Source organism: Yoonia sp. F2084L, from assembly GCF_023015625.1.
In the GTDB taxonomy this organism is placed as follows: Bacteria; Pseudomonadota; Alphaproteobacteria; order Rhodobacterales; family Rhodobacteraceae; genus Yoonia.
In genome coordinates this window covers 86,241-99,776 of the sequence record NZ_JALKAH010000002.1, presented here as the reverse complement: position 1 = coordinate 99,776, position 13,536 = coordinate 86,241, and the positions used below count along the sequence as shown (strand labels likewise).

Genomic DNA, 13,536 nt, shown 5'->3' with positions numbered 1-13,536 from the left:
TGCATGACGGATCAAAACCAGCAAGAGACCTTGGTCTCCGTGCCGCATTTGTTGGCGCGCAACGCAAAGCGTTATGGCAACAAAGCAGCTTACCGCGAAAAGGAATTCGGGATTTGGCAAAGCTGGACCTGGGCCGAAACCGCTGACGAAGTTGAGGCATTGGCCTTGGGCCTGCTTGATCTGGGTGTGAGCGTTGGCGACCATGTCGCCGTGATTGGCCGCAACCGCCCTGCCCTTTACTGGTCGATGGTTGCCGTGCAATCGGTAGGCGCTGTGCCCGTCCCGCTTTATCAGGACGCCGTCGTCGAAGAGATGACCTATGTGCTGGAAAACTGCGGCGCGCGCTTTGCGATTGCGGGCGATCAGGAACAGGTCGACAAAATCATCGAGGCGCAGGAAACGGTCCATGGGATCGACCATGTGATCTATTACGACACGCGTGGGATGCGCAAATACGACCATAGTGAAATCACGTCCTTTGCCGACATCCAGAACGAAGGCCGCGCCGCCAAAGCACGACTGTCCAAAGAACTGAACGCACGTCGTGACGCGCTGACCTACGACCATACTTGCGTGATGCTTTATACCTCAGGCACCACAGGCCGCCCCAAAGGCGTGGTGCTGTCCAATCGCAATGTGATCGAGACCTCCAAGAACTCATCCGAATTTGATCACCTGAGCGCTGGCGAAGAAACACTCGCCTATCTGCCAATGGCTTGGGTCGGTGATTTCATTTTCTCCATCGGTCAGGCCTATTGGTCGGCATTCTGCGTGAATTGTCCTGAAAGCGCAGAGACGATGAACGCCGATTTGCGCGAAATTGGCCCGACGTATTTCTTTGCACCACCCGCGATTTTCGAAGGGCACCTGACCCAAGTGATGATCCGCATGGAAGACGCCAGCCGCTTCAAGCGCTGGATGTTCGCCTATTTCATGGAGCACGCCAAAGAGGTCGGGCCAAAGCTGCTCGATGGGAAAACTGTCGGATTTAAGGACCGCTTGCTGCACAGCATTGGCAAATATCTGGTCTACGGTCCGCTAAAAAACCGCCTCGGCATGAGCCGTGTGCGTGTTGGCTATACAGCGGGCGAGGCGATTGGCCCTGAGCTGTTTGATTTCTACCGCAGTCTTGGGATCAACCTCAAACAGCTATACGGGCAGACCGAGGCGACCGTTTTCATCACACAGCAGCCTGACGGCGAAGTACGTTCCGATACTGTTGGCGTACCATCGCCCGGTGTGGAGTTGAAAATCGCCGAAAACGGCGAAGTCTTCTATCGCTCGCCGGGTACATTCGTGGAGTATTTCCGCAACCCTGAAAGCACCGCATCCACCAAAGACCCCGAAGGCTGGGTCGCGACCGGGGATGCGGGTTTTATCGAAGAAACCTCAGGCCACCTCCGGATTATCGACCGGATCAAGGATGTATCCAAAATGGCAGACGGCAGCCTGTTTGCCCCGAAATATATCGAAAACAAGCTCAAGTTCTATCCTAATATCCTTGAGGCCGTTGTCTTTGGAGCGAGCCGCGACCGTTGCACCGCGTTTATCAACATCGACCTGACAGCAGTGGGTAACTGGGCGGAACGCAATAACATCGCTTATTCCAGCTATCAGGAATTATCGCAGCACCCGCAGGTGCTTGATACGGTGCTGGCGCATGTGAATGCGGTGAACGACTCCGTGTCGCAGGATGACATGTTGGCGGCCTGCCAAATTCATCGCTTTCTCGTGCTGCACAAGGAACTGGACGCGGACGATGGCGAAATGACCCGAACACGCAAAGTCCGCCGCGCGGTGATTGCAGAGAAGTATCAAGACCTGATTGATGCGCTCTATGACGGCTCTGATACCATCTATACCGAAACCGAAGTCACCTATGAGGATGGGCGCAAAGGCAAGATCAAAGCCACGCTCGACATCCGCGATGCCACGGTGATTGCGAAAGCGCAGGTGGCCGCATGAACCAGAACGCTGTCATGGACAAAGACGCGCCGTATGTGACCGAGGACGGGCGCCAGATCGGTGGCGTCATGATGGATCTGCGCAACATCACCCTGCGTTTCGGCGGGGTCGAGGCGATCAAGGCGATCAGTTTTGACATCCGCGAAGGCGAAATCCGCGCGATTATCGGACCGAATGGGGCTGGTAAATCATCCATGCTGAACGTCATCTCAGGCTTCTACAAACCGCAAGAGGGCGAAGTTTACTTTCGCGGCCAGAAACGCCCACCAATGAAGCCCTTTCAGGTGGCCCGCCAAGGCGTCGCGCGCACCTTTCAGAACATCGCCTTGTTTGAAGGTATGTCCGTGCTCGACAACATCATGACAGGCCGTATGGGGCATATCAAAAGCAACATGCTGGCGCAGGCGATCTGGGCGGGCAAGGCCCAGCGCGAAGAGAACGAAAACCGCGAGGCGGTAGAACGGATCATTGATTTCCTTGAAATTCAGGCCATCCGCAAGACCCCCGTGGGCCGCCTGCCCTATGGTCTGAAAAAGCGCGTCGAGCTGGCCCGCGCGCTGGCCGCTGAACCTGATCTGCTGCTGCTGGACGAACCGATGGCGGGCATGAACGTCGAAGAAAAAGAGGACATGAGCCGCTTTATTCTGGACGTGAACGATGAGTTCGGCACCACAATCGCCCTGATCGAACACGACATGGGCGTGGTCATGGACCTGTCCGACCGCGTCGTCGTTATGGATTACGGCCGCAAGATCGGCGACGGCACCCCAGATGAGGTGCGCAACAATCAAGAGGTGATCGATGCCTATCTGGGGGTGGCACATGATTAGAATCGTGATTCCCTTAGTTTTCGTGGGTGTAATAGTGCAGCCGCGCGCAGGCCATGCCGATAGTATGTTTGATGGTTTTTGGAGGTATTGCGTTATGCAGGCGTTGACGAATACGGCAGTGCAGCGTGACGATTTGACCGCCTTATCAGCCGCTCAAATCACTGAGCTTGCCGAGAACCTCGGGTTTAGTTCTGAACCCGAAGCAATTTGGGTAGCCGATGATGGTGGATGGTCTGTAGTTGATATGCAGCGTGATGAAATTGGCAACTGTACAGTTATGTCTCTCTCGGCGTCTGTGGACGCTAATGTTTCGGACTGGAATGAGGCTCTTCCGGATAGTTTTAGAAGTAAGGGTCCAGCTGGGTTATCGCGCGTCAATCCATCCCGACGGGCCGGTGGTTGGGCAACCACACCGGTCGATGACGGCTTTGTTCAAGTTTCTTTAACCAATTTTCTGGTCGGGGAACGTCCAACGGCAACCATAGCACTTCTAACGGCAGCACGGGTTGGGAACAGCCCGGCATCCTGTGAGCTTTTTCCAACGGAGTGCAATTGATGTCCGCTGATTTCCTGTACGGTATCGAAGTCATCATCAACGGCCTGATGGCAGGGGTCCTCTATGCCCTTGTCGCCCTTGGTTTTGTGCTGATCTACAAAGCGTCCGGCATCTTCAACTATGCCCAAGGCGTGATGGCGCTGTTCTCGGCCCTGACATTGGCCGGGATCATGTCGGGTCAGGTGCCCTTTGCGCATCTGATCAACGCGATTTTTGGGACCGATATCCACTATTTCGGATGGAACGTCCCCGTCCTCGCCGCCATCATCCTGACCCTGATCGTCATGGTGATCTTTGCTTGGGGCGTGCAGCGGTTTGTTTTCCGACATCTTGTTGGGCAGGAACCGATCATTCTGTTCATGGCCACCATCGGGCTTGCCTACTTCCTTGAAGGTGTCGGCGATCTGATGTGGGGGTCAGACATCAAGACACTGGCAGTGGGCTTACCGCAAGGCGGGTCGCTTTGGGTGGAAGAGGCAACAGCCGGATTGGGTGGCGACGACTTCTTCGGCTTCTTTATCGACAAACTGGATATGGTGGCGACTGTCGTGGCGATCATCCTTGTGGCCGGGCTGATCGCCTTTAGCCAATACACCAAGCAAGGACGCGCGATGCGCGCTGTCGCCGATGATCACCAGGCAGCCTTATCCGTCGGCATCTCGCTCAACTTTATCTGGATCCTTGTGTGGTCGCTGGCGGGCCTTGTGGCACTGGTCGCGGGTATCATGTGGGGGGCGAAATCGGGCGTTCAGTTTTCGCTGTCGCTCATCGCATTGAAAGCGCTGCCAGTGCTAATGCTGGGTGGTTTCACTTCCATCCCCGGCGCGATTGTCGGCGGGCTGATCATTGGCGTGGGTGAGAAGCTCTTCGAATATCTGATCGGCGCGCCCTATCTGGGCGGTGCGACTGAAAACTGGTTCGCCTATGTGCTGGCGCTGCTGTTTCTGGTGTTCCGCCCGCAGGGGCTGTTTGGCGAAAGAATTATTGAGAGGGTATGATGGCGCAGTTGCAACCAATCTTTCGATTTGTTCCAGCACTCCTCTTTGTGTTTGGCATCCTAATCACAGGGGCCAACATCTGGGAACTACGGGTCACAACATCGCCCGGCGCCTTAGGAAGCAGCTTTCAAAGCGTGGAGCGCACGATCTACGTCGCAGCCTTGGTTAGGAGTTTCTATGATCTTGTCTTCTTGTGGGGCATGGCCGCAGTTGTCACAGCTTGCAACAAATACCTCGACGAAAGGAGTGCAATGTAATGCTCTATCGTGAGGCCGGTGATTTCAAGACGTCCTATGTGGCCGACAACCAGACCTTCCCGCTCAAGCTGGACCGGATCGGGTTCTGGGTGACGATGGCCGTGGCCTGGTTGGTGATCCCCTTTGTGATCAACGACTATTGGGCCAGTTCGCTGCTGGTACCCTTTCTGATCTATGCGATTGCGGCGATCGGGCTGAACATCCTGACCGGATATTGCGGGCAGGTGTCGCTGGGCACGGGCGGCTTCATGGCAGTAGGGGCCTATGCCTGCTACAAGCTGATGACGTCCTTTCCCGATGTGAACATCATGATCCATATCGTGTTGGCGGGCGGGATCACCGCTGTGGTCGGCGCGGCCTTTGGCCTGCCCAGCTTGCGGATCAAGGGGTTCTACCTTGCCGTTGCCACCTTGGCCGCGCAGTTTTTCCTCGTCTGGCTCTTCAACAAAGTCAGCTGGTTCTACAACTACTCTGCCTCCGGCCAGATCAGCGCGCCAGAGAGATTGGTCGCTGGCGTGGCAGTCACAGGCCCCAGCACACCGGCATGGGCACAATATCTGATTTGCCTGTTCTTTGTGACGGTCTGTGCAATCATCGCCCGCAACCTGACGCGCGGCACAATCGGGCGGTCCTGGATGGCCATCCGCGACATGGATATTGCGGCCGAGATCATTGGCGTGAACCCGTTGAAGGCCAAACTGACTGCCTTTGCCGTCAGTTCCTTCTTTGTGGGTATCGCAGGCGCGCTGTTCTTTGCAGTGTATCTGGGTGCTGTCGAAGTGGGTGAAGCCTTTGGTATCCAGAAGTCGTTCCTTGTGCTGTTCATGATCATCATTGGTGGCCTTGGGTCGATCTTCGGCAGCTTTGCCGGGGCGGCATTCCTTGTGCTGCTACCCGTCGCGCTGAAATGGCTGGGCGTAGATGTGATGGGCTGGCCCACCGATTTGGTCGCCCATTTCCAATTGGTGATCGTCGGCGCGCTGATCATGTTCTTCCTGATCAAGGAACCGCATGGATTGGCCCAGCTTTGGCGGCTGACGAAAGAGAAACTGCGGCTTTGGCCGTTCCCGCATTAAATGGGCGAAATTGCTCAAAGTACGATCGGAAAACCTATGGGAGGAAAATACCGATGAAGATGAAGAAACTGGCCGCAATGGCCTTGGCAGGCACACTAGCCGCTGCACCGGCGATGGCCGAACTGGTCATCCCTGACCTGTCGTACCGCACCGGACCTTACGCTGCTGGTGGTACGCCATTCAGCGACGGGTATCAGGACTATTTCAACCTGCTGAACGCCCGCGATGGCGGCATCGGCGGTGAGCCGATCCGCATTGTCGAATGCGAGACCGGCTACAACACCGAAAAAGGTGTGGAATGCTATGAAAGCACCAAGGGCGAAGGTGCGTTGATCTATCAACCGCTGTCCACCGGGATCACGTATCAGATCATCCCCAAAGCGACCGTGGATGAAATCCCGATCCATACGATGGGCTATGGCCGCACGTCCGCCGCCAATGGCGAAGTGTTCAACTGGGTCTTCAACTACCCTGCGAACTATTGGGATGCCGCGTCCGTAATGGTGAACTACCTGCTGGAAGAAAACGGTGGTGATCTGTCAGGCAAAAAGATCGCTTTGATCTATCACAACTCTGCCTACGGCAAGGAACCGATCCGCACGCTGGAAGAACTGTCCGCGATGCACGGGTTTGAACTCAGCCAACTGGCCGTCGACCACCCCGGTCAGGAACAGAAATCACAGTGGCTGCAAATCCGCCGCGAACGTCCTGATTATGTCCTGATGTGGGGCTGGGGCGTGATGAACCAGGTTGCCGTGCAGGAAGCGTCCAACATTGGTTTCCCGATGGAAAACTTCATCGGCAACTGGTGGGCCGGGGCCGAGCATGACGTGACCCCAGCGGGCGCCGGTGCTGACGGGTACAAATCGCTGAACATGAACCGGATTGATGCGAACCTGCCTGTGTTCGACGAAATCCGGACGCTTGTGCACGAAGCTGGCAATGCTGCTGGTGACGGATCAAACGTGGGTTCGGTGCTTTATACACGTGGGATGTATGCCGCAATGCTGGCAGCCGAGGCGATTGCCAAAGCGCAGGAAATCCACGGCGTGTCTGACGTGACTGCCGCGATGGTACGTGACGGCATGGCAAATCTGGAAATCACCGAGGCCCGCATGGCCGAACTGGGTATGTCCCAGATCGGACCAGAGTTCAGCGTATCGTGCGAAAACCACGGTGGGTCCGGCCTTGGCATTGTCCAGCAGTGGAATGCAGCAGATGCGCAATGGGTCGCCCTGACCGACTATATTGCGCCGGATGACAGCGTCATTGATCCGCTGATCGCCGAGGACTCCGCGGCCTTTGCCGCAGAGAACAACATCGAACCAGGTTGTCTCTAAACAACAACAGGGTGGCCCTGCATAGGGCCACCCAATCCAAACAATCTAAAGATGGATCAAAGCGCTATGCTGGACGATGCAAAAGTTGAGACCCTGCTAGAGGTCAACAACATCGAAGTGATCTACAATCACGTGATCCTTGTGCTGAAGGGCGTGTCGCTAAATGTGCCCAAAGGCGGCATCACGGCCCTTTTGGGGGGCAACGGCGCTGGCAAGACGACGACATTGAAGGCGATTTCGAACCTGCTGCACTCGGAGCGCGGTGAGGTGACCAAAGGCTCAATCACCTATCGCGGCGAGCGCATCCAGGACAGCTCTCCGTCTGATCTGGTGAAGCGTGGCGTTATTCAGGTCATGGAGGGTCGCCATTGCTTTGAGCACCTGACCATCGAAGAAAACCTGATGACCGGCGCCTATACGCGGCGCGACGGCAGCGCCAAGGTCAATGATGACCTTGAACTGGTCTACAACTATTTCCCACGTCTGAAAGAGCGGCGCAAAAGCCAAGCCGGCTATACCTCAGGCGGTGAACAGCAGATGTGCGCCATTGGGCGCGCGCTGATGTCACGGCCCGAGACGATCCTTTTGGATGAACCCTCAATGGGCCTCGCCCCGCAACTGGTCGAAGAGATTTTCACAATTGTGAAGAACCTGAACGAAAACGAAGGCGTGTCCTTCCTGCTGGCCGAACAGAACACCAATGTCGCTTTGCGGTTCGCGCACCACGGATACATTCTGGAAAGCGGACGCGTCGTCATGGAAGGTCCGGCTGCCGAACTGCGCGACAACCCCGACGTCAAAGAGTTTTACCTGGGCATGTCCGACGAGGGACGAAAGTCATTCCGCGACGTGCGAAGTTATCGTCGTCGCAAAAGGTGGCTGGCATGACCGCCCTTGATCCCCGCGAGACGCGATCAGCCGATGCGCGCGAGGCCGATCAACTTGCGCAACTGAAAGCGCAACTGGATCCTGAAGCCGCGGCGCAAGTCACGTCGCTTGCCGATCTTGCCAAGCTGCCGGTACTGCGCAAGTCGGAACTGAGCGCAGCACAAGCCGCAAACCCGCCTTTTGGAGGCATTCCCACCAAAGGGATCACCCGTCTATTCCAGTCGCCCGGCCCGATCTATGAACCCGGTGGGTCAGGTGCGGACTGGTGGCGTTTTTCCAGCGCCTTGCGCGCTGCGGGCATCGGCGCCGGCGATGTGGTGCAAAACACCTTTTCCTACCATTTCACCCCGGCTGGCGCGATGTTCGAAAGTGCCGCTATAGCTGTCGGCGCACAGGTCTTTGCTGCCGGACCGGGCCAAACGGAATTACAGGTGCGCGCCGCGCATGACCTTGGCGTAACGGCCTATGCTGGGACGCCAGACTACCTTGGTGCGATCTTTGCCAAGGCCGATGAGATGGACGTTGATCTGTCGGGGATCACCAAAGCGCTCGTCTCAGGTGGGCCGTTGTTCCCGCCGGTCCGAAAAGCCTACGCTGATCGTGGCATCACCTGCCTGCAATGCTACGGCACCGCAGACGTCGGCAACATCGCCTACGAAACCGTCGCGGACACCCCCATGATCGTCGACGAAGGCGCATTGGTGGAAATCGTGACACCCGGCACCGGTGATCCAGTGACGCCCGGCGACATCGGCGAGGTGGTCGTAACCCCGCTCAACCCCGACTATCCGCTGATCCGGTTCGCCACAGGCGATCTTTCAGCCATCGTTCAGGGTACTTCGCCTTGTGGGCGCACCAATATGCGACTTGCTGGCTGGAAAGGACGCGCCGACCAGGCCACCAAGATCAAAGGCATGTTCGTGCGGCCCGAACAAGTCGCAAGCCTTGTTGCCCGCCACCCGGAAATCGCACGCGCACGTATCGAAGTCAGCCATGACGGACAACGCGATGAGATGGTGGTCAAGCTTGAAACACAAGCCAGCGACGAGGGAGTGTTCGCGGCTTCCATCAAGGAAGTTCTTAAGCTGACCGGCAAAATAGAGCTTGTGTCACCCGGCGCATTGCCGCGCGATGGCGTCGTGATTGCCGATTTGCGGTAGTCGGCCAGTTGCAAGACGGGAAGGTCGCACGCGACTGAGATCGCTGTTGTGCAAACTCATCGCACCTGCTTAAGTCAGGGCAATCACTTGGGGGAGTGTTTGTACGGCTATGAAAGATCTCGGATCAGAGACATTTCTGCGTTTCGATGACGTCAAGAAAAGCTACGACCAGAAAAACCTTGTGGTCAAAGGCTTTAACATGGACGTGCGGGATGGCGAATTCATCACGTTGCTTGGGCCATCCGGGTCAGGCAAGACGACCGTATTGATGATGCTGGCCGGGTTCGAAAGCGTGACCTCAGGCGATATCGCGATTGCGGGCAAGTCGATTAACCGCACAGCCCCTTACAAGCGCAACATCGGCATGGTCTTTCAGAACTATGCCCTTTTTCCGCATATGACCGTGGCCGAAAATCTGGCCTATCCGCTGACCGTGCGCAAAATGCCCAAGGCCCAGATCAAAGACCGGGTGGCGGAATACCTGAAACTGGTGGAACTGTCAGACTTTGGTGATCGCCGTCCGGGCCAATTGTCTGGTGGTCAGCGGCAGCGCGTGGCCTTGGCGCGGGCCATGATCTTTGAGCCTACGCTGATCTTGATGGATGAACCGCTTGGGGCGCTCGATAAAAACCTGCGCGAACAGATGCAGTTTGAGATTACGCGCTTGCACAAACAGCTTGGTTTCACCGTGATTTATGTGACCCATGACCAGACCGAAGCTTTGTCGATGTCGAGCAGGATTGCGGTATTCAATGACGGTGTTGTCCAGCAATGCGCACCACCTGCCGAACTTTATGAACGCCCATCGAACGCATTTGTGGCGGGTTTTATCGGAGAGAATAACTTCGTCCCCGGCAAAGTGACGGCGATCCAAGGCAACACAGTACAGGTGCAGACGGATGGGGGTACTGTTGTTGCGCAATTGGCTGAGGGCCTGAGCGAGGGTGGCCCCTGTCAGGTGTCGATCCGCCCCGAAAAGCTGTTCATTCACCCCACAACCCACGCCTATGACAATGCCCTGACAGTGCGTTTCAACACACGCATCTATGTTGGCGACTTCATCCGCTATTACTTCAAACTGCCCGATGGGACCGACATTATCGTGAAGGTTCTCAACGACTTATCTGCACCAGAGTTTGACGACGGTGCCGAAGCCCAGCTTCTTTGGCTGGCATCCGATTGCATCGCTTTCCCGGCTGGGTAAGCGAAACAGGGCAAACCGGGGCCCTGCAAAACACCCGGACTGACAAGGAGACACTGATGAAAAAACATCTGACGTTACTTGCTGCTTTGGCGCTGACTGCCAGCCCCCTTGCGGCGCAAGATCTGACCGTCACATCTTTTGGTGGCGCATATGGTGCTGCACAAAAAGAGCATATGATTGATCCCTTCGTCGCCGAAACCGGCATGAATATCCTGTTCGAGGATTACGGCGGCGGCATCGCAGAGATGAAAGCGCAAGTCGAAGCTGGCAACATCCAGTGGGATGTGGTCGATGTCGAAGTGATCGACCTCGAACGCGCTTGTTCCGAAGGTTATCTTGAGATCATTGACCAATCTGTCCTGCCTGCGGGCGATGATGGGACGCCCGCGGCAGAAGATTTCATTCCTGACGCTTTGGCAAATGAATGCGGTGTGGGCAACATCGTGTGGTCCATCGTGTTTGCCTACAACACCGAAAACGGCCCCGGTCCGCAGACAATCGCCGACTTCTTTGACACCGAAGCCTTCCCCGGCAAGCGTGGCCTGCGCAAGCGCCCGCAGGTGAACATGGAATGGGCTTTGATTGCCGATGGTGTCGCACCTGAAGACGTGTACGAGGTTCTTTCGACAGATGAAGGCCAAGCGCAAGCATTCGCCAAGCTAGATACCATCAAGGAAGACATTGTTTGGTACGATAGCTGGTCGCAGGCCCCCGTTTTGCTGAACGACGGTGGCGCACAGATGGTGCAGTCTGCCAATGGCCGTATCTTTGCTGCCATTCAGGAAGGCTCACCTTTCGCGATTGGTTGGGACAGTCACGTGTATGACCTTGATGTCTGGGCCATCATGCGCGGTACGCCAAACATGGACGCCGCGATGGAGTTCATCAAGTTCGCAACACAGACAGTGCCATTGTCCGGCATGCAGGATGTAGCCTACGGCCCAACCCGGGCGTCTGCCCAGGCACTGCTGCCAGAAAGCGTAAAGCAGGACCTGCCGACCGCACACCTTGACAAAGGTCTGAAAGCAGACGGCATCTTCTGGGCCGACTTTGGCGAAAGCCTTGGTGAAAAGTTCAACGAATGGCTGCTGCAATAAGCCATTGTTCCCCGCGCCTTGATCGGGCGCGGGGGACATCAAAAGTCACACTATGACCGATATTGCACCCGGACTAATCCCAGCTGACGCGCGCAACGCCGCGCGCGAAGTGCGCAAGCGCAAGCTGCAGGCGTTCCTGTTTGTAACGCCGCTATTGGTGTTTGTGATCTTCGCCTTTGTCGCACCGATCACGACGATGCTGTATCGCAGCATCCACAATCCGACGGTCGCAAATCTGATACCTGATACTTTGGTCGCGCTTGGGGATTGGTCTGGCGAAGAAATTCCCGATGACACGGTCCTGATACAATTCGCCGCCGACATGAAACGCATGGCGAATGATCGCACATCTGGCCAGCTGGCCGATGAAATCAACCGCGCGCTGCCGGGCATGTCGAGCGTTGTGAAATCAACCGCACGCAGCCTACGCCGCGTTGATGATACCGAAATTGCCACGAATGGCGCGGCCCTCTTGATAGAAGCGAATGATCGTTGGGCAGACCCGGCTACATGGAGTGCGGTGAAAGCAGCAGGTCAGGCCTATTCCACAAGCTATTACCTGACCTCTGTGGACCTTGAACGCGGCCCGGACGGAAACATCGTTCAACGGGACACACAGATTTACGTCAAGCTGTATACGAAAACCCTGCGCATGGCTCTGATCATCACGGTGTTGACGATCCTGCTGGGCTATCCGCTTGCGTTCTACATGGCGCATGCGTCGGACAGTATGGCGAACTTTCTGATGGTGTTCGTCCTGTTGCCGTTTTGGACGTCACTTCTGGTGCGGACAACAGCATGGATCGCGTTGTTGCAAACCAACGGCGTGGTGAACTCCACGCTTCTTGCCATTGGGATTACGGATCAACCGCTCGAACTGCTTTATACGCAATTCTCTACCATCCTCGCCATGACGCACATCCTGTTGCCATTCATGGTGTTGCCTCTCTATGCGGTGATGCGCGGGATCGACCAAAGCTATATGCGTGCGGCCATGTCGATGGGCAGCAAACCACTTGGTGCTTGGTATAAGATTTACCTGCCCATGAGCCTGCCCGGCTTGTCCGCAGGCGCGCTTTTGGTCTTCATCATTTCGGTCGGCTATTACATTACGCCAGCGCTGGTGGGCGGGACCGATGGGCAAATGATCTCAAACATCATCGCGTTCCATATGCAGCAGTCGAACAACTGGGAACTGGCAGCGGCGCTTGGATCGCTGCTGCTGGTTCTCATTCTGGTGCTTTACTGGTTGTTTGACCGCTTCGTCGGCACCGACAACATCAAGCTGGGTTAGAGTATGAAGCAGTTTCCCGAATACTTCACACTCTGGCATATCGCGGGCCATTACGCTTTGCGCGTGTTCGCGTTTCTTGTTCTGTTTTTCCTGATGATGCCAATCCTTGTGATGATGCCATTATCGTTCAATGCAGAGCCGTTTTTCACGTTTACCGAAGGCATGCTGTCGCTGGACCCGGACGCCTATTCGTTGCGCTGGTATCAAGAGATCGTAGATGACCAAAAATGGCGGCTGGCGATCTGGAACAGCTTTGTTGTGGGGATTGCCGCTGCTTTCATTGCGACCACCCTTGGCACGCTGGCCGCAGTTGGGCTGGCGTCGCCCTGGATGCCTTATAAGCGGTTGATTACGGCGCTTTTGCTGTCGCCGATGATTGTCCCGCTGATCATCATCGCGGCGGGCATGTTCTTCTTCTACACCCAGTTTAATCTGGTCGGCACCTATACCGGCCTGATCATCGCGCACGCAGCACTCGGCGTGCCCTTTGTCATCATCACGGTCACAGCCACCCTCAGCGGCTTTGACCGCACGCTTTTTGTGGCGGGCCTCAGCCTTGGGGCATCACCGGTGAAAGTGTTCTGGGACGTTGTGATCCCACTGATCCGGCCCGGCGTGATATCTGGCGGGCTCTTTGCTTTTGTGACCTCCTTTGATGAGGTTGTGCTGGTTCTGTTCTTGGCAGGGCCAGAACAACGGACAATCCCCCGGCAAATGTTTTCTGGACTACGCGAACAGATCAATCCAACGATCCTTGCAGTCGCAACACTGCTCGTGGTCCTGTCTGCCGCACTTCTTTTCACGCTGGAGTTCCTGCGCAGGCGATCCGTGCGCATGGGCGGGGCGGGATAACCCTGCACTGACGCCAAAC

Annotated in this window: 12 protein-coding genes; all 12 read left to right on the top strand. The window is 56.3% G+C overall.

All coding sequences use genetic code 11. The features are described 5' to 3' along the window. Nucleotides 1-3: 3 nt before the first annotated feature. The 12 genes from MWU60_RS05960 (at nt 4) to MWU60_RS05905 (ending at nt 13,517) form a co-directional block, all read left to right on the top strand. A complete protein-coding gene (locus MWU60_RS05960) occupies nt 4-1,965 on the top strand; it encodes an AMP-binding protein (RefSeq protein WP_247226286.1) in 1,962 nt (653 codons plus the stop codon). Next, nucleotides 1,962-2,795, top strand: a complete 834-nt coding sequence (locus MWU60_RS05955; protein WP_247226285.1) for an ABC transporter ATP-binding protein — start codon at nt 1,962-1,964, stop codon at nt 2,793-2,795. The genes MWU60_RS05960 and MWU60_RS05955 overlap by 4 nt, the downstream gene beginning before the upstream one ends. Next, entirely contained in the window at nt 2,788-3,351 is a 564-nt protein-coding gene (locus tag MWU60_RS05950) for a hypothetical protein (protein WP_247226284.1), read from the top strand. Before MWU60_RS05955 ends, MWU60_RS05950 begins: the two co-directional genes overlap by 8 nt. Beyond that, on the top strand, nt 3,351-4,349 hold the full coding sequence (locus MWU60_RS05945; RefSeq protein WP_247226283.1) for a branched-chain amino acid ABC transporter permease: 999 nt from the start codon (nt 3,351-3,353) through the stop codon (nt 4,347-4,349). The genes MWU60_RS05950 and MWU60_RS05945 overlap by 1 nt, the downstream gene beginning before the upstream one ends. Nucleotides 4,350-4,605: 256 nt before the next feature. Further along, complete coding sequence (locus MWU60_RS05940; protein WP_247226282.1) at nt 4,606-5,682, top strand: branched-chain amino acid ABC transporter permease; 1,077 nt, start codon at nt 4,606-4,608, stop codon at nt 5,680-5,682. Nucleotides 5,683-5,735: 53 nt separating this feature from the next. Continuing rightward, nucleotides 5,736-7,022, top strand: coding sequence for an ABC transporter substrate-binding protein (locus MWU60_RS05935; protein WP_247226281.1), 1,287 nt, complete (start codon nt 5,736-5,738; stop codon nt 7,020-7,022). Nucleotides 7,023-7,088: 66 nt separating this feature from the next. Then, on the top strand, nt 7,089-7,910 hold the full coding sequence (locus MWU60_RS05930; protein ID WP_247226860.1) for an ABC transporter ATP-binding protein: 822 nt from the start codon (nt 7,089-7,091) through the stop codon (nt 7,908-7,910). Further along, nucleotides 7,907-9,070 (top strand): AMP-binding protein, encoded by a 1,164-nt coding sequence (locus MWU60_RS05925; protein ID WP_247226280.1) that lies wholly within the window; start codon nt 7,907-7,909, stop codon nt 9,068-9,070. The genes MWU60_RS05930 and MWU60_RS05925 overlap by 4 nt, the downstream gene beginning before the upstream one ends. A 109-nt stretch (nt 9,071-9,179) precedes the next feature. Then, nucleotides 9,180-10,274: an ABC transporter ATP-binding protein gene (locus MWU60_RS05920; protein ID WP_247226279.1), complete on the top strand. Its 1,095-nt coding sequence runs from the start codon at nt 9,180-9,182 to the stop codon at nt 10,272-10,274. A 56-nt stretch (nt 10,275-10,330) separates the two neighbouring features. Then, nucleotides 10,331-11,371, top strand: coding sequence for an ABC transporter substrate-binding protein (locus MWU60_RS05915; protein WP_247226278.1), 1,041 nt, complete (start codon nt 10,331-10,333; stop codon nt 11,369-11,371). 52 nt (nt 11,372-11,423) lie between these two features. Beyond that, nucleotides 11,424-12,665 carry an ABC transporter permease gene (locus MWU60_RS05910; RefSeq protein WP_247226277.1) on the top strand — a complete coding sequence of 414 codons (1,242 nt, stop codon included), beginning with the start codon at nt 11,424-11,426 and terminating at the stop codon, nt 12,663-12,665. A 3-nt stretch (nt 12,666-12,668) separates the two neighbouring features. Further along, nucleotides 12,669-13,517: an ABC transporter permease gene (locus MWU60_RS05905; RefSeq protein WP_247226276.1), complete on the top strand. Its 849-nt coding sequence runs from the start codon at nt 12,669-12,671 to the stop codon at nt 13,515-13,517. Nucleotides 13,518-13,536: the final 19 nt, after the last annotated feature.

Bases quoted from the DNA above. Each gene is read 5' to 3' on its own strand.
- MWU60_RS05960 (WP_247226286.1), top strand. From the start codon at position 4: ATGACGGATCAAAACCAGCAAGAGACCTTGGTCTCCGTGCCGCATTTG.
- MWU60_RS05955 (WP_247226285.1), top strand. From the start codon at position 1,962: ATGAACCAGAACGCTGTCATGGACAAAGACGCGCCGTATGTGACCGAG.
- MWU60_RS05950 (WP_247226284.1), top strand. From the start codon at position 2,788: ATGATTAGAATCGTGATTCCCTTAGTTTTCGTGGGTGTAATAGTGCAG.
- MWU60_RS05945 (WP_247226283.1), top strand. From the start codon at position 3,351: ATGTCCGCTGATTTCCTGTACGGTATCGAAGTCATCATCAACGGCCTG.
- MWU60_RS05940 (WP_247226282.1), top strand. From the start codon at position 4,606: ATGCTCTATCGTGAGGCCGGTGATTTCAAGACGTCCTATGTGGCCGAC.
- MWU60_RS05935 (WP_247226281.1), top strand. From the start codon at position 5,736: ATGAAGATGAAGAAACTGGCCGCAATGGCCTTGGCAGGCACACTAGCC.
- MWU60_RS05930 (WP_247226860.1), top strand. From the start codon at position 7,089: ATGCTGGACGATGCAAAAGTTGAGACCCTGCTAGAGGTCAACAACATC.
- MWU60_RS05925 (WP_247226280.1), top strand. From the start codon at position 7,907: ATGACCGCCCTTGATCCCCGCGAGACGCGATCAGCCGATGCGCGCGAG.
- MWU60_RS05920 (WP_247226279.1), top strand. From the start codon at position 9,180: ATGAAAGATCTCGGATCAGAGACATTTCTGCGTTTCGATGACGTCAAG.
- MWU60_RS05915 (WP_247226278.1), top strand. From the start codon at position 10,331: ATGAAAAAACATCTGACGTTACTTGCTGCTTTGGCGCTGACTGCCAGC.
- MWU60_RS05910 (WP_247226277.1), top strand. From the start codon at position 11,424: ATGACCGATATTGCACCCGGACTAATCCCAGCTGACGCGCGCAACGCC.
- MWU60_RS05905 (WP_247226276.1), top strand. From the start codon at position 12,669: ATGAAGCAGTTTCCCGAATACTTCACACTCTGGCATATCGCGGGCCAT.